Raw genomic sequence first — 20,243 nt, 5'->3', positions numbered from 1 at the left:
AGGCCCCCGAGGCGGCCCGTGGGCCGGTGTGGCTACGGAGCCATCTCGTACGCCCCGGACAGGTCCTCCACCCGCTGCCAGACGCGCTTCGAGCGGGCGTCGTCGATGACCGGGCGGCGGACCGCGCCCAGCGCCCAGCTCTGCTGGTCCGCGGTGGCGGAGTCCTTGCCGTGCAGTTCGACGGCGTGCGCGGAGAAGTCCCGGACCAGGACGGCGAACAGCTCGTCGAGCACGTCCGCGTCGAGGCCGGTCAGCTGCGCCTGCTCCAGGATCAGCTGGCCGTGGACGACGAGCGCGAACAGCTGGCCGATGGCGAGCAGCAGGTCGAGGTCCCGGCTCTGCTCCTTGTCGGGGGCGGCGGTGGTGACGAACTCGCAGAGGGCGTCGGCCTGTTCGCGGAAGCGGGCGACGTTCGGCACCTCGGCGAAGGCGTCGTAGGCGGTCCGCCAGTCGTGGAAGCGTACGGCGCCCAGACCGCGGGCCGGGCCCTGCTGGAAGAGGAACGCGTCGTCGGCCGCGTCGAGGCGGGTCGGCACGGGCGCGTACTCGGCCGGGTTCAGCAGGTGGTTTCCCATGAACTTGAGGATCAGGGCGAGGTTGACGTGGACCGTGCCCTCCAGCTTCGGCAGGCCGCGGATCTCGGTGGCGGCCTGGGCGAAGTAGGTGTCCTTCTCGAAGCCCTTGGCGGCGATCACGTCCCACATCAGGTCGATGACCTTCTCGCCCTCGGTGGTCACCTTCATCTTCGTCATCGGGTTGAAGAGGAGGTAACGGCGGTCGTCGGGACCGGCGGAGCGGAAGTAGTCGACGGCGCGGTCACTGAACAGCTTCATGCCGACGAGGCGGACGTAGGCATCGGTCAGCTCGCGGCGGACGTGCGGGAAGGCGGTGACCGGACGGCCGTAGAGGATGCGGTTCTGCGCATGGGTGACAGCCTCGTACATCGCGTGCTCGCAGATGCCGATGGCGCCGGTGCAGAGGTTGAACTTGCCGACGTTGACGGTGTTGAGGGCGGCGTCGAAGGCGGCGCGGCCGGTGTGCAGGATGTCGTCGGCGGAGACCGGGTAGTCCTCCAGGCGGAACTCGCTGACGTACTTCGAGGAGTCGACGACGTTCTTCACCAGGTGGTAGGCCGGGTGGCGGCTCTCGGCGGCGAAGAAGACATAGCCGTCCGGGCCCTCGACGTCGGTACGGCGGCCGAAGACGGAGACGAGTCCGGCGGCGTTGCCGTTGCCGATGTAGTACTTGGAGCCGGTGGCGCGGAAGCCGCCGTCACCGTCGGGCTCCAGGAGCATGTCGGTGGAGTAGATGTCGGCGCCGTGGTCCTTCTCGGAGAGGCCGAAGGCGAACACCTCGCCCTGGGAGAGGAGTTCGGCCGCGCGGGCGCGGACCGCGGTGTTGTCGCTCTGCCAGACCGGGCCGAGGCCGAGGATGGTGACCTGCCAGGCGTACCAGTAGTCGAGCCCGTAGAAGCCGAAGATCTCGTTGAGGGCGGCGATCCGGGCGGTGTCCCAGCGCTTGTCCTGGTTCCCGTCGGCGGCGGAGGCCGGGGTGAGGAAGGTCGCGAACAGCCCCTCCTTGGTGGAGAACTCCAGGAACTCCGCCAGCCAGGCGCGGGAGCGGTAGTCCTCGATCAGCTGGCGCTTGCCGCGCTCCTCGAACCAGTCGACGGTGGCGCGCAGCAGCCGGCGGGTCTCGGGGTCGAAGTGCGCGGGGTCGTAGGTGCGGGGGTTGAACAGCAGCGGGTCGGCCATGGAGGGTCGCCTTTCCGGTTCGGGTTGCGGGTGTGGTTGCGGATTACGGCTTACAGCGGGGAGAGCCCGGGGGCCGGGCGGGGCCTTCGCTCATCCGGCGCCGGTTCCGTGCCCGGGGCGGAGCCGGTGGAGGGTGGCGAGGACGTCGTCGAGCCAGGCCAGGGTCATGCGCTCGAAGGAGATGCCGCCGCGCAGGACGACATGCTGGAGTTCGCGGCCCGGGTCGGGCGTCGCGGGGGCCTCGGGGCCGGTGAAGTCGCGCCGTTCCCCCGCCAGATAGTGCGCGAGGCGGTCGGTGTGGATCTGGTGGTGCCGCTCGACCTCACGGATCAGCGCGGCGGGGTCGTCGAAGGCGGCACCGCGGATCTTCACGGCGAGGTCGTGCCGGACGCTCTCGGGTTCGATCGGCTCGTGCAGCCACGCGGAGAGCGCGGCGCGGCCGAGAGCGGCGACGGAGTACTCCTTCTTGTCCGGCCGGGCCTGCTGTGGCACCTCGCGGACATCGACCCAGCCGTCGCTCTCCATGCGCTTGAGGACGCGGTAGATCTGCTGGTGGGTGGCGGTCCAGAAGTGTCCAATGGACCGCTCGAAGCGCCGGGCCAGCTCATAGCCGGAGCCCGGCTTCTCCAGCAGGGAGACAAGGATCGCGTGGTCGAGCGCCATGCCCCCGATCCTTCTATGCAACTTGTTGCATAGACAAGAGGCCCCGGCGGGGTGAGACGCGGCTCACCCGGGCGGGGCGCGGCGGGGCAGGGCGTGTTGGTCCGTCGCGGGGCCGGGTCCTACTCCCCCACGGCCCCGTCGGCCAGCTCACGGGCGACGTCGAGGTGGCCTACGTGGCGGGCGTACTCCTGCAGCAGGTGGAAGAGAATCCAGATCAGGGTGGGACGGTCCTCGTCGGCCGGGACCTTTCCGCCCAGGGTGGCCGCCCGGTCCTCCAGGCGGGCCGCCGCGACAATGGCGCGGGACCGTGCGCACTGCTCCTGGAAGAACGTCTTGACGTCCTCGAAGGACTCTCCGGGGTCGACATGCCACACCCGGGAGCCGGCCGTGAACTCGGCCCACGGCTCTTCGACGGTCTCCCCGTGGAATCCCCATTGCAGCCACCGCAATTCCACACCGGCCAGATGCTTGAGCAGTCCGAGTGGTGACCAGCCGCTGGGCAGCCGACTGTTCCTCAGCTCCTCGTCGGACATTCCCGCCAACTTACGGAGCACGGTGTCCCGGTGGAAATCGAGATAGCCGGTCAGCAGGTCGTAAGGGCTGGTGAGAGTCACCGGAGGCTCTGCGGCAGGTTCGATTCTCTGGACCATGGCGGGGACCTTACCGGAGAGGCTGGGAGCCTCCCGTCCAGTGCACGGTCACCGTGGCGCCGGTGGCCTCCGCGGGGAAATAGCCCTTCCAGTTGATGCCCTTGGGCTTCACGTAGTCGCAGGGGTCCGGGGTGACCGAGGACTGCCAGCGATAACGTACGACCTCCTCCGCCGCCGGCAGCGGGGCGACTCCCGCAGTTCGAGGCGGTGCTGGAAGGCATCCAGATGCCCCGGCTCGGGCCGGGACGGCCGCGTACCCGGCCTCGCCAGGTGCGTGCCGACAAGGCGTACGCCTCTGCCAAGAACCGCGCCTACCTGCGCCGACGCGGGACCGATCCGCTGCAGCACATTCGAGTTCGGACAGCTCTGGGCAGCCGGACTCCCGTGCTCTCTCAGCCGGCGTGGAGGTTCCGAAAGCGATCGGGTTCCGCCGGGTCCCGATCAACGACTTGGACGGGTGTCCAAGCCCATTGCCAAACGCTGATGCCCGGCGTGCGGGAGAACCGGATCGGCCCGCGGGTGCCCTCGACCGCCACGCGCGGCCATGACTCGGCGATGGCCGCCCAGTTCGTGCCGTGGGAACGCAGCACCGCGGCGAGGACGGCGACGGTGTCCCAGCCCTCGAAGGCGACGAAGGAGGGCGCTTGGCCCAGCCGCTCGCGGAGCTCCTTCCCTACGCGTTCGCCGAGCGGACCGAGGCGCTCGGGCAGGTAGCGCAGGAACGGAATCCCCGCGCCGTCCTCACCCAGCACCGCGGCCCATTCGGCGAACTCCGGTTGTCCGGCCGGAGCGCCGATCAGGATCTCCGCTAGTCGCCGGTCGCCCCGGACGGCCCTGACGATCGGCGCCGCCGGCTCCGGATGACCGGCCAGCAGGAGGAGCGCCGTCGCGCCGTGCTCGACGAGCGCGTCGCACAGAGCCTCGGGGGTGAGCGCGTTCGCGTCGAGTTCGAGGACGGTGCCGCCGCGGGGAGCGAGGTGGTCCCGCAGGACGCGGGTCCCGGACGCCCAGTAGACGCTCGGCTGCGTCGCCACGGCGATCCGACGCCGGCCCGCGCCGAGGAGGAAGTCCGCGTAGATCCGCCAGCCGTGGGACTGGGCCGGGGCCAGGCGTGCGACCCACTCCGTCGGCTCCTCGGTGAGTGCGTCGAGCACCGCGGACGAGCAGAGGAACGGCACGCCGAGGGCATCGGCCCGGGCGGCGGCGGCGCGGGCGACCACACTGTGGTACTCGCCCACCACGGCAGTCACCCCCAGGCCGGCCAGTTCGTCGACGGCCGCGGCGGCCCGCTGCGGATCGGCCGCGGTGTCCCGGACCACCAGCTCCAGCGGTATGCCGTCGATCCCGCCGGCGTCGTTGACCTCACGAACGGCCAGGTCGAGTCCTGCGAGCAGGTGTCGGCCCGCCTCGACCCAGCCGGGCCGCGTCAGCGGGACGAGAGCGCCCAGGCGGACGGACGCCCCGTCTGTAGGCACCGCTTCGGACGGCGAGGGTGGTGTGTTCATCGGGTGGCGTCTCCCCCTGGGACGGAGCGGTCGTGGTCAGCCCGGATCGCGCGCCGGCCGCGGCCGGCTCTTCACGTGCAGCATGTCTCGCCGCGGCGGGCGTGCCCGGGTGATCATCCTGGTCATTGGACCCACCACCCTCGCCGATAGACAACCGATTATGTTCGCCCCCGCGTCCCGGGTGGCGCGTGCAACCATGGCGCAACCTCGCGGAGGGTTCACTGGAACGCCGCCGTGGCGACAGTCCGGTGGGCGCATTCCGGGCCGGGCACGGGCGGCCCGACCATCGGCCCGACCATCGGCCCGCGAACGTATACGGCATCCGTTTCCGCTGGTCAGGGGCGGAATGGTGAGGGAGAGGAAGCCACATATGTACCCACCGGGGAGCAGGAACCTGCCGGTCGGCCGCCGCGCGTGGAAGCCGGGCCGGCGCTGATGGGCGGCGGCGACGGGTGGGAGACGGCCGCGCCGGACACCGCGGCCCCGGAGGGCGTCGCGCGGATCGCGCTCACCGCGGCGGCGACCGAACTGCTGCGGCTGCTGCGGCAGCAGCACGGCCCGCTGATGTTCCACCAGTCCGGCGGCTGCTGCGACGGCAGCGCCCCCATGTGCTACCCGGCGGGGGAATTCCGTACGGGATCGTCGGATGCACTGCTGGCCCGGCTGGACGTGGCGGGCGTGCCGGAGTCGGTGGACTTCTGGATGTCGGCGGACCAGTTCGCGCGCTGGCAGCACACCCATCTGACGGTGGACGTCGTACCGGGGCGGGGCAGTGGGTTCTCGCTGGAGGCGCCGGAGGGGGTGCGCTTCCTGATCCGCTCGCGGCTGTTCACCGAGGAGGAGCGCGCGGCGCTCGACGGCTGACGAGGCCGGGGCGCGGCGGGGTCGTCAGCCCGGCGCACAGGTGAGGCCCCACACACGGGGGAGAGCGTGGGGCCTCACTTGTAGAAACGGGTGTACGGCGGTTCGGGTTCCCTCCGGGCCAGGATTCACCGAGAAATTCTTGTGCGAGGCGGAAATGACCGCGGTACGGCCTCCGCGGCGGGGCCCGGTCCGCGGCGTCCCTCAGGCCTCACCCTGCACCAGCCGTTCCAGCATCTCCTGGAAGTCGGCGTCGGCCACCACCCGCAGCCCGTCGCCGTCCCGCTCGCTCAGCGGGGTCATCACGCCCCGGCGCCACCAGAACACCCGGGGGCTGATGGCGCCCGCCGCGTCCTCGTGTCCGGCCGCCGCGAACTGCGCCATGGCCTGGAGCGCCGGGATGACCTGGGCGTCGTGGATGCGGTGGAACGCCAGCTGGTGCCGGAAGGGCAGGGCGACCAGCGCACCGTCCGGCGTCAGCCCGGTGCCCATGAGCCGCTGCACCAGCTCGTCCAGTACCAGCACCCGGCTCGCGGTGAAGAACGAGTCGCCGAGCAGCACCTCGAACGCCGAGCCGTCGCCGCGCCGCACCGTCTCGTGCCCCTCGACCGGCAGCGCCCGCAGATTGTTCATCGCCCGGATACGCAGCTCGGCCACGTCGCCGAGATCGGTCAGGGAGTCCTCGCTGAGCATCTGCACGGCCTCGGGCAGATCGAGGGCGAGCACTTCCCGCAGCTCCGGCGCCGGCGCCCGGCCGTAGCGGAAGGAGTCGGAGGCGGGCAGGGTCTCCTGGGCGACCACCCGGGGGTAGAGGCAGGCCCGGATCTCGTCCGCACTGAGGGTCTCCAGCGGCTGCGGGCCGTCCATCGTCCGGAGCACCTTGCCGACGTGATCCCGGATCAGCGCGGGCCAGCTGCGCTCCCCGCGCCGGTCGCGGTGGCACACCGCGGCGAGGTTGCCGAGGCCGAACTGCCGGCCCGCGGAGTCGGTGACCACGCCCGCGTACGCGGTGACTTCGAGTCCCTTCTCCGCGAAGGCCTGCCGGACCTGTGATCTGAAGACACCACCCTCACGCTCGGAGAAGAAGCTGAACTCCCCGTCACGTACCAGGTCGCGCGAATCCCGCTTCGGTCCTCGGCGGAACAGGCCCATCTCTTCCTCCCGGCAGCGGCCACGAACGACGGCCATGAATGGGCCGATCGTAACGGGTGCGTCGCCCGCCCCGGCGCCGTCCGTGCCGCCGCTCACGGAGGTGAACGGCGGCGGGGGACGAGGCGACGGGGACGGGAGCCGGACGGAGGGACGGACGGGGTGCGGGAGGGGTGCGGATGGGGGTGGAGGAGAGAGGGGTTCCGATGAGTCCGGTGGAGGGGCTATCCGCCGATGGTGACATCGATGCAGGCGTAGAAGGCGTTGGCGGTGTCGGCGACGTTCCAGACCGCGAGGATCTTCTGCTTGCCGGTGAGGCCGCCGAAGTTGACGGTGTGCGAGACCGTCTCCGGTGGCCGGGCACCGCCGTCGTTGAACTCGGCGACCTTCTTGCCGCCGGCGAAGTACTGCCAGGTGCTGGTCGCATGACGTGCGGTCAGCTTCCAGTTGAAGGTCTGGGAACTGCCGATCGGGGTGGCCTTCCAGCCCTTGCTGTCGTCGTCGAGCTCCGCGAACTGGCTGTTGCCGCCGCTACAGCTGGTCAGACCCTTGGGGCCCTCGACGCTCTGTGGCTCCCACTTGATCGCACCGCACTCGACGGTGCCCGCGGCGCACTGCGCCTGCCTGCTGGGCGGTGTGGACACATAGCCATGCGCGCTCGCCGGGCTGACCGGCAGGGTGACGACGAGCAGCGGGGCGATGCCCGCACCGAGGGCGAGGGCCAGCCTTCTTTTCGTGTGCATGTCAAACCTTTCGCGAGGGAGGCCGCCGCACGAGTTCAGGGGACCGACGCCCGCCGCGGCGCCGCATGTCCGCCCGGAGGAGGCCTCGTTGAGGGGGGGATGACGCGAAGGTGTACACCAATTGGTCTAGACTTTACTCCGTGGCCGCGTACGGTCAAGGCCTCCGGCATCACGCCGTGAAGAACGCCACCCCTTACGACAGGGCGTCACCTCCGGTCGACCTGCCGAAGTCAACTCGGCCTGTTTGCAAGGTGGTTGATGCTGAGTCAGGACGGCGCGCTGGAGGCCCGTACGACCAGGTGCGGTGCGAGACGGACCGTGCGCCGCGGCCCGGACGCTCCGGCGGACGGCCGGTGGCTCAGCAGGCGGGCGGCCTCGGCGGCCAGTTCGGCGACCGGCTGGCGGACGGTGGTCAGCGCCGGGTCGGCGAGGCCGGCGAGCGGGATGTCGTCGAAGCCGGTGACGGCGATCTCGCCCGGCACGTCCGCGCCGAGCTGCCGCAGCCGCTGCAGCGCGCCGGCGGCGATGAGGTCGTTGGCGCAGATCAGGGCGTCCGGCCGGGACGGTAGGACACGGTCGACGGCGGCGCGTCCCCACTCCACCGAGAAGTCGCCGAGCGCGACGCGCCCCGGCGCCGTGGGGTCCAGCACCGCGGCTCCCGCCTCGTACGCCGCGCGCCGCTCGACCGCCGCCGACGCGGTCCCGGCGGCCCCCACGAAACAGGGGCGGCGGCGGCCGGTGGCGGCCAGATGATCGAGCACCAGGGCCATACCCGCCGCGTTGTCGACGGCGACGGAGTCGGCGACGCCGGGGCCGCAGCCGCGGTCGAGCAGCACCAGCGGCACCCGGGCCGCCGCGCCCGCCACCGCCTCGCGACTGTGCCGCTCATCGACGGGTATCAGCAGCAGGGCGTCGACCTGCCGCCCGAGAAATGCGCCGATCCTGGCCGCCTCGGTCACCGGGTCGTCGTCGCAGTCGGCGAGCAGTACGGCCCGCCCCTCGGCGTGCAGGGCGTGCTCCAGCTCCCGGACGAGGGAGGGGAAGAACGGGTTGGTGATCTGCGGGAGGACGAGTCCGACGGTCCCGGTGGAGCGGCTGCGCAGGGCGCGGGCCACCTGGTTGGGCCGGTAGCCCAGGCGCTCGGCCGCCTCGCGTACGGTACGGGCGGTCTCGACGCCGACCGGGCGGGTGCCGGCCAGTACGCGGGAGACCGTGGCAATGGAACAGCCCGACGCCAGCGCGACGTCCTTCAACGTGACTTCGGCCACCGTCCCGCGGCTCCCTTCGCTCGGACCGCCCGAACCGGAGGGAGCATACGCCTCCGCACCCGCACGGCAAACGTTGTCCCGTGAGAGGTGGATCTCCCCCTCGTGAGGGCCTCGCTTCGTCCCGAAAGCGCCCGGTAGGGCAGAGATTGAACCGTTGACAACCGGCAGGTCCATGCGTCAAGTTTCCGGAGAACGTTTTCCCATGCTGCTCGCTCGTTGCTGACATCCCGCCCGGGCTCACCATGGGTGACCGCCGGGCGCGCGGTGCGCCGGAGCCCGTACCGGCCCGCACACCACCACCTCCGCACCACATTTCCGAGCAGCAGAGCAAAGGGGCTCTTCCGTTGGCCAGAAAGATCATCCTCGACTGCGACCCGGGGCATGACGACGCGATCGCCATGCTCCTGGCACATGGCAATCCCGATGTCGAGCTGGTCGCGGTGACGACCGTGGTCGGGAACCAGACGCTGGAGAAGGTGACCCGCAACGCCCTGTCCGTGGCGCGGATCGCCGGGATCACCGGGGTGCCCTTCGCCGCCGGCTGCCCGCGTCCGCTGGTCCGGGCCATCGAAACGGCGCCGGACATCCACGGTGAGACCGGCCTCGACGGCCCGGAGCTGCCCGAGCCGGACATCGAGCTGGACCGCCGGCACGCGGTGGACCTGATCATCGACACGGTGATGTCCCACGAGCCCGGCGAGATCACCCTCGTCCCGACCGCGGGCCTGACGAACATCGCGCTGGCCGTGCGCAAGGAACCGCGGATCGCCGAGCGCGTGCGTGAGGTCGTCCTGATGGGCGGCGGCTTCCACGAGGGCAACTGGAGCGCGGTCTCCGAGTTCAACATCATCATCGACCCCGAGGCCGCGCACATCGTCTTCAACGAGCGCTGGCCGGTCACCATGGTCGGCCTCGATCTGACGCACCAGGCGCTGGCGACCCCCGAGGTCGACGCGCGGATCGCCGCGGTCGGCACCCGCCCCGCCAGGTTCGTCGGTGAGCTGCTGGACTTCTTCCGCGAGGCCTACCGCGAGAACCAGGGCTTCGATCACCCGCCGGTGCACGACCCGTGCGCGGTCGCCTATGTCATCGACCCGGACGTCATGACCGTACGCAGGGCCCCGGTCGACATCGAGCTGCGCGGCGCGCTCACGCTCGGGATGACCGTCACGGACTTCCGTGCGCCCGCACCCGACGACTGCACCACCCAGGTCGCGGTCACGCTCGACCACGAACGGTTCTGGAACCTCGTCGTGGACGCGCTCGAACGGATCGGCGACATCGAGGCATGAGCACTCCCACCGAGACGAGCACCGCCACCGGGACGGGCACCGCCGAGGGGACCGGCGGCGGGTCCGGAGTCCGCACCAGCGTGCTGGTCGCCGCGCTGCTCGCGGCCTGCTTCGCCTTCCAGCTCAACGCCAGCATGCTCAGCCCGGCGCTGAAGAACATCGAGGACACCCTCGGCGCCAGTTCCGCGGAGATCGGCCTCACCCAGACCGCGTTCTTCACCTCGGCGGCGCTGTTCTCGCTCTTCCTGCCGCGGCTGGGCGATGTCATCGGGCGCCGCCGGGTGCTGGCCGGGATGCTCGGTCTGATGGTCGTCGGCTGCATCGTCGCCGCGCTGGCCACCAGCGTGCCGATGCTGTTCGCCGGCCGCGTCATCCAGGGCGTCTGCGGTCCGGTCGTCCCGCTGTGTCTGATCATGCTGCGGGTGCAGGTCCGGGAGCCGAAGCGGTACGGCACTTTGCTGGGCGTGATCACCGCCGTCAACGGCGGAATCGCCGGTGTCGACTCCCTCGCGGGCGGCTACCTGGCCGACCGGCACGGCTTCGCGTCGGTGTTCTGGGCGATGGCGGTCGTCGCCGCCCTGGCCACCGTCCTCGTCGCCACGCTGACCCCCGAGTCGAAGGCACCCACCGCGACCCGGATGGACTGGCCCGGAGTCGCGCTGCTGGTGGTCTCGGTCGGCTCGCTGCTGACCGCGCTCAACGAGGCGGGCAAGCTGGCCGCCGCCGACTGGCCGCTGATCGCCGTGCTGCTGGTGGTGGCCGGGGCCGCCTTCGCCCTGTTCTGGCGGACCGAGAACCGCAGCGGCCACCCGCTGGTCGCCACCCGGCACCTCAAGCAGCGGGCGACCTGGGCGACCCTGCTGACCACCGTGCTCACCATGACCGGCGTGTTCGCCGTCATGAACGGGCTGATCCCGGCCTTCGCGCAGGACGCCCAGGCCGGACTGGGGATGAGCGCCGAACAGTCCGCGTGGTGGACGCTGTCGCCGTACGCGCTCGCCGGACTGGCCATGGGCCCGCTGGCCGGCCGCCTCGCCGCGACCTTCGGCTACGGCCGGGTCCTGCGGTTCGGCCTGGTGGGGTCGGTGGCGACGGTCGCCCTGATGCTGGTCACGATGCACAGCCAGTCGCAGGTCCTGCTGCTGGCGACGTCCGTCCTGGTGGGCATCGCCTACGCGGGCGTGGCGAACATCGTCCTCAACGGACTGGGCATCGTCCTCTCCCCCAGCGACAACCCGGGCTTCCTGCCCGGTCTGAACGCGGGTGCCTTCAACCTCGGCGCGGGACTGAGCTTCGCGCTCCTGTACGCGGTGAAGACGGCCGCGTCACCGGCGGACCCGTCGTCGTCCGGCGGCTACACCGCCGGCATGATCGCGGGCGTGGCCATCCTGGCCGCGGCCATCGCGACGTCCTTCCTGATACCGAAGCCGGTGGCGGCCGAAGCGCAGAGCTGAGACGCCGACCGCACTCCACGGGACCGCCCGCCGACCGGACTTGCCGGGCGGCGGGCGGTCCCGTTGCCGTGGCCCCCGTTGCCGTGGCCCCCGTCCCCGCGTCAGTGGTGTCCGTGCACGGTGTCCGATGCCCCGCCGAAGAGCCGGGCCAGTGCCCGGAACGGCAAGGTGACGACGGTGGCGACGGCGCCGCCGATCGACCTGAGAACGTCCGCGATCGCCTTCAGCATGAGTGAACCTCCGTCATGGCCGCCCGGCACCACACCTGTTGTGCGGCCGTCGGCCGGGTCGAGGGGCGGGAGGGTCTGCCGGGGCGGCAGTCACCCGGTCTTCTCCTCCGTCCGGCGCAGGAGGGCGCCGAGCCCGCCGGACGGTGCCCGTTCCGGGTCACGGACCACCACGATGTCGGCGCCGCTGGCGACCGCCGACCGCACCAGTGCGTCGTCCGCCCGCGCGGCGGCCGGACGCGTCTCACCCAGAGACGGCAACTCCGTTCCCCGTACGCCGAGTTGATCGGCGTCGGAGCCCACCCAGACGGGCCGGGCGATGTCCGAGCCGTGCGGGCTGATCAGCAGGGTGTCGATCCGGTGCTCCCGGGCCGCCTCGACCAGGGCGGGGATGCCGGCCGCGGCGTGCGGGGCGCCCTTCCCCGGCCCGGCGGTGCGGAAGCGGTCCGCGACCTGCGCGATGTGCTCCCGTTCCTGCACCGCCCTGACCTGGGCGATGTCCCGGTCCACCAGCGTACTCTCGGCACCGGGCGCCCGCCCGCCGTGCTCGCTCTCGCAGGTGAGCGCGCGCAACGGTTCGGGCAGCTTGCCGTGCACCAGGTGGCGTTCGCGGGCGTCGCCGATCAGGACGATGGCCCCGGCGGCGCACTCCTCGAACGCCGCGCGCACCGCGTCGGCGATCTCCTGCGCGTTGTGCTCCCAGGTGTTCTCCGCCTTCGCGCGGAAGTGCCCTTCGGACCAGTCGCCCGAAGCGGTGCGGTGCAGGGGCCAGTCGGCGCCGCTGACCTGGCCGGCGGCGTCCTCGGTGCCGCGTGCCCCGAGGACGGAGAAGTCCGCCCCCGACCGGTCCAGGCGGACCACGAGACAGACCGGGTCGTCGCCCACGGCCGCCAGGAAGGGCGTGACACGTGGCACCGGTCCCCACGCCGCGAAGGGGGTTGCCGGGGGCCCGGGGAGCGGGGTGTCGAGCACGATCTCGCCGTGGGCGGCGAACAGCGCCCGCCCGGAGTGCTCGCCGGGTTCGCCTTCGTGTCGGGTGAGCAGTGCTTCGTGCACCGCCCCGCAGGTGGCCTCGTCCGCGCCGAGCGCGAACAACTGCGCCGTGGTGGCACCGGCCGTCAACTCCTGCTCTTTCGCGGCGTCCTCGGTGCTGTGCGAGACATCGGCATAGACGGATGCCCAGGGGCCCGGCCGGTCGATGACCGGTTTCAGGAGCGAGAGTCGCATGGCGCTGCCTCCTTGGCTTCCTCGGATTCCGTGAATTCTCCTGTGGTGCGAGGGGCCTTCATCGGTATGCGGTGGGCTGCCTTACGAATTCCCGTTCCCGAAAGGCGTATGCATCGAGGGCATATGCATCTGGTGTCACGTTGCGTGCCTGTCCGCGCGATTTCCGTGTGCGGGGTGGAAACGGCCGCGCCGGGTTGTTAGGGCTGGGGGAGCAGGGAAACTGGGAGTAACGCGACGGGTCCGCAGGACTCGTGGAGCCGGAGGCACCCATGGTCATGGAACACGGAACGGACAAGACCGGTCCCGCCCGGGACGACATGATGAAGAAGCAACTACGGGGGCAACTGACGGCGGAGCGCTCCCTGCGGACGGTCGAGGAGCATGAACTCCAGCCGGCGGGCGAGGACCAGCCGGTGGCGGCCTGGTCCCCCGAGAGCGACTTCCGGGGCGGCACACCGACCGGAATGACCGAGCGGGATGTCGGGCTGCGCTCCGAACTCGCCCAGCACCTCGGGCGGAGCCTGTACCCGGCCGACAGGAACGCGATCATCGAGACCCTGCGGCGCAACAACGCGCCGGACCGGCTGGTCACGATGGCCGAGCGGCTGCCCGCGCACGAGCGGTTCGGCAATGTGCAGAGCATCGCCGAGGCCGTCGGGATCGCGACGGAGCACCGGCACGCCTGAGGCCGGGGCGGGTCCGCGCTTCCTGGCGGTGCCGGGAGCCACCGGGAGGCGGACAATTGACCGTAGACGCACCGGCCGCACCCGGCGGCCGGGCGGAGTGGACGGGTAGAAGGAGGGCGGCTATGTCCGACGACGCGATGGGCGACGAGGTCTACCAGCCGCCCAGATCCGACCCCCAGGACAACCCCAACGACCTCGACATGGAGGACGCGCTCGACGAGCCGGACCTCGACGCGACGCTGGACACCGGCTATTCGCCGCCCGAGCGGCCCTTCGTGGTGAACCACGAGGGGACCACCGCGCGGGAGCTGCACGACCGGGAGTCGCTGGAGCACCGGCTGTCGGTGGAGGTACCGGACGTCCGCGCGCCGGACGGCGACGGGATCGGCGATCTGCCGGACGGGGTCGGGGAGCCGACGGACCTCGAATGCGGTGAGGAACGGGCCGGCCGGCTCGTGGGCTCCGACGAGGGGTTCTGGCGCGGCGGCAGCAATGACATCGCCGCCCGCGACGTCGGGATCGACGGCGGCGCCGCGTCGGCGGAGGAGGCGGCGGTGCATATCGCCCGGGACAGCGCGGAGGACGGGGACCGGGAGGTCTGAGGGCTGTCCCGTCATACCGTCCCTGCGGCGCGCGAAATCGTGGTGTGGAGATTCCGGCCGCGGTTCCGGCGGTATTCCCAGGAGGCCGAACACCGTACTTCCAGTGCGGGGCGCCGAGCGGCGACCGGGCCTCGGCGGGCGGAAATCCCGCATGCCGGGGATAATCCCGGGACGACGTCGACACCGCATTCCGGGGGCCTTCATTCGGGCCCGTTGGATCAGCTCCCCGTGCCCTCCTCGGCGTGCCGCCAGGGGTCCGTCACGGTCAGAATGAGAAGGGGCCATGTGTACCCGGCCGCACACCGGTCAGCCGACTGGGCACCACGGTGTGCCCGCGCCGGCCGTCGGCGCACCGGACGGTGACCGCCGTCCGGCCCGGCGCTCTGGCACCGCCCTCGACCGCGGGAGTCCACGTGAAGCGACGTCGTCCTCGGATCGTGATCGTCGGAGCCGGCTTCGCCGGTTACGAATGTGCCCGTACGCTCTCCCGGCAGGCCAAGGGGGCCGCCGAGATCGTGCTGGTGAATCCGCATGACTACTTTCTGTATGTGCCGCTGCTGCCGGAAGTGGCGGCCGGGATTCTGGAACCCCGCCGGATCTCGGTATCGCTCACCGGGACCCTGCCGGGCGTCCGGCTCGTGCTCGGCGAGGTCCATGACGTGGACTTCGACGCCCGGCGGGTCGACTACACCGACCCCGAGGACCGGGCCGGCTCACTGACCTACGACCGGCTGGTGCTGACCGTCGGCAGCGTCAACAAACTCCTGCCCGTTCCGGGTGTCGCGGAGCATGCCCACGGCTTCCGCGGGATGCCCGAGGCGCTCTACCTCCGTGACCACCTCACCCGTCAGATCGAGCTGGCCGCCGCGGCCGAGGGCCCGGCCGAGCGGGCCGCCCGGACCACCTTCGTCGTCGTGGGCGCCGGCTACACCGGTACCGAAGTCACCGCCCAGGGCGTGCGGTTCACCGACTCCCTGGCCCGGCAGAACACCGCACTGCGGGACGCACCGCGCCCCCGCTGGCTGCTGCTGGACATCGCCGGCCGGCTGCTGCCCGAACTGGACGAGCGACTGTCGCGCACCGCGGAGCGGGTGCTGCGCGCCCGCGGCGTCGACGTCCGCACCCGTACCTCCGTCAAGGAAGCGACCCCGGACGGGGTGCTGCTGGACGACGGCGAGTTCGTCCACAGCCGCTCGCTGATCTGGTGTGTGGGCGTACGGCCCGATCCGCTGGTCAACTCGCTCGGGCTGCCCACGGACAAGGGGCGGCTGTGTGTCGACGCGTTCCTGGGGGTGCCCGGCCGGCCGGGGGTGTTCGCCTGCGGTGACGCTGCGGCCGTCCCCGACCTGACCCGTCCCGGCGAGACGACACCGATGACCGCCCAGCACGCCCAGCGTCAGGGCAAGGTCGTGGCCCACAATGTGGCGGCGTCCTGCGGGCAGGGCACCCCGCGCGTCTACGAGCATCGTGACCTGGGCTTCATGGTGGACCTGGGCGGAATCCAGGCCGCGGCGAACCCGCTGCACATCCCGCTGTCCGGCCCGCTCGCCGGAGTCATCACCCGCGGCTACCACCTCCTGGGGATGCCGGGCAACCGCGTCCGGGTGGCCGCCGACTGGCTCCTCGACGCGGTGCTGCCGCGGCAGGCCGTCCAGCTGGGCCTGGTCCGCTCCTGGTCGGTGCCGCTGGACACCGAAACCCCCGAAGTGGCCCGGGTGGGCTCGGGACCCGGCCGGACCTGAGCCCACGGCGCCCGGGCGGGCGACACGGAGCGTGGCGCACGGGCCCGCCGCGGAGGGCTCTGCTTGGCTTGCCGGAGCGGGAACCGTAAGGCACGTACGGGCGGTGCGACGCAGCGTCGGCCCAGGAGTCCGGAGGCGAGAGATGGAGCTGCCACAGGTCCGCCCGGCGGCCGCTGACGGGGTGCGCGCGCCCTCGGCGGACCGCACCGCACCCGGCGGGCCGCGGGCGTTCCCGGCGCTGCGGGTCGTCGCGCCCGAGATCGAGGGCCCCGAGGACGTGGTAGCCGATGCCGACGGCGTCCTCTTCGCGGGCGCCGCGGACGGCACGGTCTGGCGGCTGCGCCTCTCGGCGACGGGCGCCGTGGACCGGGCGGCGGCCGTGGCGCACACCGGTGGCAGACCGCTCGGGCTGCACCTCCTCCCCGGCGGTGAGCTGCTGGTCTGCGACGCCCCACGCGGTCTGCTGCGCATCGACCCGCGGCAGGGGACCGTGCGGGTGCTCGCCGACGAGGTGGCGGGCGCGCCCCTGCGGTTCTGCAGCAATGTGACCGCGGCGGCGGACGGCACGGTCTACTTCACCGTCTCCAGCCGCCGCTACGGCCTCGACACCTGGCTGGGTGACTTCCTGGAGCACACCGGAACCGGGCAGCTGCTGCGGCTGCGGCCCGGCGGCAGGCCCGAAGTCCTGCTGGAGGGGCTGCAGTTCGCCAATGGCGTGGCGCTGGCCCCGGACGAGTCCTTCCTGGCCGTGGCCGAGACCGGGGCCCGCCGCCTCCTGCGCTACCGGCTCACCGGCCCCGGTGCCGGGACAGCCGGCACCCTGGCCCGCGAGCTGCCCGGCTACCCCGACAACATCTCCCTCGCCCCCGACGGGGACTTCTGGGTCGCGCTGGCACGGCCCCCGGCGGCCGGTGTGACCCTGCTGCACGGCATGCCGCGCACGGTACGGCGGACGGCCTGGGAGGTCGCGAAGCGGCTGCGGCTCTCCCTGCCGCCGCATCCGACGGTGCGGGTGCTGGCGGTCGGCCCCGACGGCCGTACGGCCCGCGATCTGCGCGCCGTGCGGTCTCCGTACCGGATGGTCACCAGTGTCTGCCGCACGGGGAGTCTGCTGGCCATGGGCAGTGTCGCGGAACGCGGTATCGCCGTGTGCGCGCTTCCCGGCGCGGACAGCGACACCGACGGGCCGGCCCCCGCACGCTGACCGTCGGCGCGCGGCGCCCGCCGTCCCCGCCGTGCCGCTACACCACCCGTTCCGGTTCGGCTTCGTCCTCCTCGGGGAGCCGTACATCGCTGACCGCGACGTTGACTTCCACGACTTCGAGACCGGTCATCCGCTCCACCGCGGAGATCACGTTCTCCCGTACGGCCTGCCCCACTTCGGGGATGACCTCGCCGTACTCGACGACGATGTCCAGGTCCACCGCCGCCTGTTTCTCGCCGACTTCGACCTTGACGCCGTGCGTGGTGGTGGTGCCTCCGCCGGGTACGCGTTTGCGCAGCGCTCCCACCGACCGCGAGAGCCCGCTGCCCAGGGCATGAACTCCTGTCACGTCACCGGCCGCCAGAAAGGCGATCTTCGCGACCACACCGTCGGCGATGGTCGTCCGGCCCAGGTCCCCGGTGTTCCGCGACCCGCGCTCTGCGAACTCGGTCATTGCGCATCACCCCAGTGCTCCGTCGAGGGGAAGTCTTCGGCCCTCTCTTCACGCTATGGCCGTACGGGTGACGCTGCCTCCCGAACCGGACCGCGGCGGCCGCGGGGGCCGCGGTCCGGCCGCCCGCCGGGCATCCGCCCGCTTTGCCGGTACGGCAACGAACCTTGCCCTTTTCGGTGTATCCGGCGGAACATCCCGGCACAGGCGGTACGGCACCGAGAACGGCGGCACCGCCGCGCCCGAGGAACACGGACCGAGGAGGACCCCCATGCCCCATGACGCCACCGTCCCGGACGCGGAATTCTGGGACGCCCGCTACGCGCAGAGCGACCGGGTCTGGAGCGGCCGCCCCAACTCCGCCCTGGTCCGGGAGGCCGGCGACCTCGCGCCGGGCAGGGCCCTGGACCTGGGGTGCGGGGAGGGCGCGGATGCGATCTGGCTGGCCGGGCAGGGGTGGGAGGTCACCGCCGTCGACATCTCCGCCATCGCCCTCGGCCGGGCGTCCGCGCACGCGGCGGCGAGTGGGGCCGCCGACCGCATCAACTGGCAGCGGCACGACCTCGGCAGGTCGTTCCCCGCCGGCACTTTCGCTCTCGTCACGGCCCAGTTCCTGCATTCCCCCGGCGCCACCATGCCGCGTGCGGACATCCTGCGGCGGGCCGCTGCCGCCGTCGCGCCCGGCGGGGTGCTGCTCATCGTCGGACACGCGGGAACGCCCGCCTGGGAGCCCGGCTCCGGGGCGGCGCTGCCCACTCCGGAGGAGGTCGTCGCGGCCCTCGCGCTCCCGGACGGGGAGTGGGACCTGCTGCGCTGCGAGGAGCACCCGAGCTTCCGGACCGGCCACGACGGGACGCCGGACCCGCGCACCGACAACACCGTGAAACTGCGCCGCCGGACCGCCTGACACCTGCCGCGCCGGCCCCGGCGTACGGCCCCATCCCTCCGGAACACGCCAACTCCCGTTCACCAGAGGGATGTTGGTCACTGTCAGGGGCTGTGGCTCACGGTATGGTCTGCCCCCATCGCGTCCCGGGCCTGCGGGAACCGGGGGTCGCGGGGGCTCGCGGCCGCCAAGGACATCTGTCAAAAGGGTGCCGCTCCCGGTGGCAGATCCGTATCGTCTGCACGCGCCGGAGCCTTCTCGCCCCTGGGGTCTCCTCACGAGATCTCCCCCGGGCGCCCGTGCCGCCGACGGCAGTGCCAGCAGCCAGCTAGGGAGCAGTGGTGACACCCCTGATCGTACCCGTCATGATCACATTCGGGATATTCCTGCTCGCCATGGTGACCGTGGGCATCTGGACGTATCAGGACACCGTGACGTTCTCCGATTTCGCCCTGGGCGGGCGCCGGTTGAGCGCACCGCTGGCGGCGCTGTCGGCGGGCGCCAGTGACATGTCCGGCTGGCTGTTCCTGGGATTTCCCGGCGCCGTGTACGCGGCCGGGATCGGCGCCTCGTGGATCGCCGTCGGGCTGGCCGTCGGCACCTATCTCAACTGGCTGCTGGTCGCGCCGCGGCTGCGGACGTACACCGAGCACGCGGGCGACGCCAAGACGCTCTCGGCGTATCTGGAGGAGCGGTTCGAGGACGGCAGCAGAACGCTGCGGCTGGTCTCGGCGACCGTCACCGTGGTCTTCTTCACCGTCTATGTGGCGAGCGGACTGCTGGCCGGGGGTGTGCTGTTCGAGGGGATCTTCGGCGGCGGCTTCGAGTTCGCGCTCACCGTCTTCGCGGTGGTCATCGTCTTCTACACGGTGCTCGGCGGCTTCCGTGCGGTGAGTGTGACGCACTCGATCCAGGCGACGGTGATGTTCTGCGCGGCGGTGGCACTGCCGGCCATCGGCATCGGGATGCTCGGCGGCTTCGGGGCGCTGCACGAGGTGCTCACCCGTAAGACCCCGGCGCTGTTGGACATGGGGGCGGAGGCCGGCTTCGACGGCAGCCGGTGGACGTCCGGCGGCCCGCTCGGCGCGGTGGCGGTCATCTCTCTGCTCGCCTGGGGGCTGGGCTACTTCGGCCAGCCGCACATCCTGGCCCGCTTCATGAGCATCCGCAGCACCCGCGAGATCCCCCGGGCCCGCCGGATCGGCGTGAGCTGGGTGGTCGTCTGTCTGGCGGGCGCCTCCCTCGTGGGGCTGGTGGGCATCGCGACGCTCGACCAGCCGCTGGACAACCCGGAGACCGTCTTCATCGCGCTCTGCGCCCAGTTGGTCAATCCCTGGGTCGCCGGCATCCTGCTGGTCGGTGTGCTGGCCGCGATCAAGTCCACCGCGGACAGCCAGCTGCTGGTCTCGGCGATGGCCCTCACCGAGGACTTCTACCGGGCGTTCGTGAAGCGGCAGGCCTCGGACGCGTCCATGGTGCTGGCGGCGCGCGCGACGGTGGTCGCGGTCGCCCTGGTGGCCTACGTCATCGCGCTCAGCGGCGGCGCCGTGCTCGACATCGTCGCGTACGCCTGGGCGGGCTTCGGTGCGGCCTTCGGGCCGGTGATCCTGCTGTCGCTCTACTGGCCGCGGATGACGCGGGCCGGGGCCATGGCAGGCATCGTGACGGGCGCGGCCACCGTCGTCCTGTGGAAGCACATCGACCCGCTCCTCGGGCCGCTGCAGTCCGGCATCTACGAGATGGTGCCGGGCGTCCTCGCGGCCACCGCGGCGGCGCTGCTCTTCGGCAAGTTCGTCGGCCGCCCGCCGCGCCGTACCTGGTCGGGCCCGATGGGGCGCAAGCACCCGGCCTCGGTGCCGGTCGGCTGAGTCCGGCACCG

19 protein-coding genes are annotated in these 20,243 nt (G+C 71.9%); 9 read left to right on the top strand and 10 right to left on the bottom strand.

From position 1 onward, the window contains the following. Window positions 1-32 precede the first annotated feature (32 nt). From ACGFN2_RS02300 to ACGFN2_RS02285, 4 genes are all read right to left on the bottom strand, one after another. Window positions 33-1,754 (bottom strand): acyl-CoA dehydrogenase family protein, encoded by a 1,722-nt coding sequence (locus tag ACGFN2_RS02300; protein ID WP_393356871.1) that lies wholly within the window; start codon window positions 1,752-1,754, stop codon window positions 33-35. Between the two features lie 90 nt (window positions 1,755-1,844). After that, window positions 1,845-2,417 (bottom strand): PadR family transcriptional regulator, encoded by a 573-nt coding sequence (locus ACGFN2_RS02295; protein WP_393356868.1) that lies wholly within the window; start codon window positions 2,415-2,417, stop codon window positions 1,845-1,847. Window positions 2,418-2,536: 119 nt separating this feature from the next. Further along, window positions 2,537-3,067 carry a DinB family protein gene (locus tag ACGFN2_RS02290; RefSeq protein WP_393356866.1) on the bottom strand — a complete coding sequence of 177 codons (531 nt, stop codon included), beginning with the start codon at window positions 3,065-3,067 and terminating at the stop codon, window positions 2,537-2,539. 392 nt (window positions 3,068-3,459) lie between these two features. Beyond that, window positions 3,460-4,572, bottom strand: a complete 1,113-nt coding sequence (locus tag ACGFN2_RS02285; RefSeq protein WP_393356864.1) for an ABC transporter substrate-binding protein — start codon at window positions 4,570-4,572, stop codon at window positions 3,460-3,462. 435 nt (window positions 4,573-5,007) lie between these two features. On the opposite strand from ACGFN2_RS02285, the gene ACGFN2_RS02280 reads away from it, so the two are divergent. Next, window positions 5,008-5,436: a DUF779 domain-containing protein gene (locus ACGFN2_RS02280; RefSeq protein ID WP_393357170.1), complete on the top strand. Its 429-nt coding sequence runs from the start codon at window positions 5,008-5,010 to the stop codon at window positions 5,434-5,436. Between the two features lie 201 nt (window positions 5,437-5,637). Here ACGFN2_RS02280 and ACGFN2_RS02275 read toward each other — a convergent pair whose 3' ends face one another. The 3 genes from ACGFN2_RS02275 to ACGFN2_RS02265 form a co-directional block, all read right to left on the bottom strand. After that, a complete protein-coding gene (locus ACGFN2_RS02275; protein ID WP_393357168.1) occupies window positions 5,638-6,585 on the bottom strand; it encodes a hypothetical protein in 948 nt (315 codons plus the stop codon). Window positions 6,586-6,806: 221 nt separating this feature from the next. Then, window positions 6,807-7,325: a lytic polysaccharide monooxygenase auxiliary activity family 9 protein gene (locus ACGFN2_RS02270; RefSeq protein WP_393356861.1), complete on the bottom strand. Its 519-nt coding sequence runs from the start codon at window positions 7,323-7,325 to the stop codon at window positions 6,807-6,809. A gap of 266 nt (window positions 7,326-7,591) precedes the next feature. After that, window positions 7,592-8,593, bottom strand: coding sequence for a LacI family DNA-binding transcriptional regulator (locus ACGFN2_RS02265; protein ID WP_393356859.1), 1,002 nt, complete (start codon window positions 8,591-8,593; stop codon window positions 7,592-7,594). A 344-nt stretch (window positions 8,594-8,937) separates the two neighbouring features. Here ACGFN2_RS02265 and ACGFN2_RS02260 point away from each other — a divergent pair, with 344 nt between their 5' ends. Both ACGFN2_RS02260 and ACGFN2_RS02255 read left to right on the top strand, forming a co-directional pair. Continuing rightward, window positions 8,938-9,885: a nucleoside hydrolase gene (locus ACGFN2_RS02260; protein ID WP_362601881.1), complete on the top strand. Its 948-nt coding sequence runs from the start codon at window positions 8,938-8,940 to the stop codon at window positions 9,883-9,885. After that, window positions 9,882-11,339, top strand: coding sequence for an MFS transporter (locus ACGFN2_RS02255; protein ID WP_393356857.1), 1,458 nt, complete (start codon window positions 9,882-9,884; stop codon window positions 11,337-11,339). Before ACGFN2_RS02260 ends, ACGFN2_RS02255 begins: the two co-directional genes overlap by 4 nt. Window positions 11,340-11,440: 101 nt before the next feature. Here the strand turns inward: ACGFN2_RS02255 and ACGFN2_RS02250 are convergent, their stop codons facing one another. Next, window positions 11,441-11,569: an LPFR motif small protein gene (locus ACGFN2_RS02250; RefSeq protein WP_362601876.1), complete on the bottom strand. Its 129-nt coding sequence runs from the start codon at window positions 11,567-11,569 to the stop codon at window positions 11,441-11,443. Window positions 11,570-11,659: 90 nt separating this feature from the next. Then, on the bottom strand, window positions 11,660-12,793 hold the full coding sequence (locus tag ACGFN2_RS02245) for a Vms1/Ankzf1 family peptidyl-tRNA hydrolase (RefSeq protein WP_393356854.1): 1,134 nt from the start codon (window positions 12,791-12,793) through the stop codon (window positions 11,660-11,662). Window positions 12,794-13,062: 269 nt separating this feature from the next. Between ACGFN2_RS02245 and ACGFN2_RS02240 the strand changes: the two genes are divergently transcribed. The 4 genes from ACGFN2_RS02240 to ACGFN2_RS02225 all read left to right on the top strand — a co-directional run bounded on the left by ACGFN2_RS02240 (window position 13,063) and on the right by ACGFN2_RS02225 (window position 17,027). Beyond that, window positions 13,063-13,479, top strand: coding sequence for a DUF2795 domain-containing protein (locus ACGFN2_RS02240; protein ID WP_362601870.1), 417 nt, complete (start codon window positions 13,063-13,065; stop codon window positions 13,477-13,479). A gap of 122 nt (window positions 13,480-13,601) precedes the next feature. Then, window positions 13,602-14,081: a DUF5709 domain-containing protein gene (locus ACGFN2_RS02235; protein ID WP_362601868.1), complete on the top strand. Its 480-nt coding sequence runs from the start codon at window positions 13,602-13,604 to the stop codon at window positions 14,079-14,081. 437 nt (window positions 14,082-14,518) lie between these two features. Continuing rightward, window positions 14,519-15,823, top strand: coding sequence for an NAD(P)/FAD-dependent oxidoreductase (locus ACGFN2_RS02230; protein WP_393357166.1), 1,305 nt, complete (start codon window positions 14,519-14,521; stop codon window positions 15,821-15,823). Between the two features lie 148 nt (window positions 15,824-15,971). Then, on the top strand, window positions 15,972-17,027 hold the full coding sequence (locus ACGFN2_RS02225) for an SMP-30/gluconolactonase/LRE family protein (protein WP_393357164.1): 1,056 nt from the start codon (window positions 15,972-15,974) through the stop codon (window positions 17,025-17,027). Between the two features lie 37 nt (window positions 17,028-17,064). Here ACGFN2_RS02225 and ACGFN2_RS02220 read toward each other — a convergent pair whose 3' ends face one another. Continuing rightward, window positions 17,065-17,481 carry an Asp23/Gls24 family envelope stress response protein gene (locus ACGFN2_RS02220; protein WP_362601863.1) on the bottom strand — a complete coding sequence of 139 codons (417 nt, stop codon included), beginning with the start codon at window positions 17,479-17,481 and terminating at the stop codon, window positions 17,065-17,067. A gap of 268 nt (window positions 17,482-17,749) precedes the next feature. Between ACGFN2_RS02220 and ACGFN2_RS02215 the strand changes: the two genes are divergently transcribed. Beyond that, entirely contained in the window at window positions 17,750-18,385 is a 636-nt protein-coding gene (locus ACGFN2_RS02215) for a class I SAM-dependent methyltransferase (protein WP_393356851.1), read from the top strand. Between the two features lie 344 nt (window positions 18,386-18,729). Then, window positions 18,730-20,232: a sodium/proline symporter PutP gene (gene putP / locus ACGFN2_RS02210; RefSeq protein WP_362601857.1), complete on the top strand. Its 1,503-nt coding sequence runs from the start codon at window positions 18,730-18,732 to the stop codon at window positions 20,230-20,232. Window positions 20,233-20,243 lie beyond the last annotated feature (11 nt).

Origin of the sequence: Streptomyces sp. NPDC048612 (genome assembly GCF_043199295.1) — a bacterium.
Classification (GTDB): domain Bacteria; phylum Actinomycetota; class Actinomycetes; order Streptomycetales; family Streptomycetaceae; genus Streptomyces.
The sequence above is the reverse complement of the archived record's forward strand: the minus strand, read 5'-3'. Positions and strand labels throughout refer to the sequence as shown.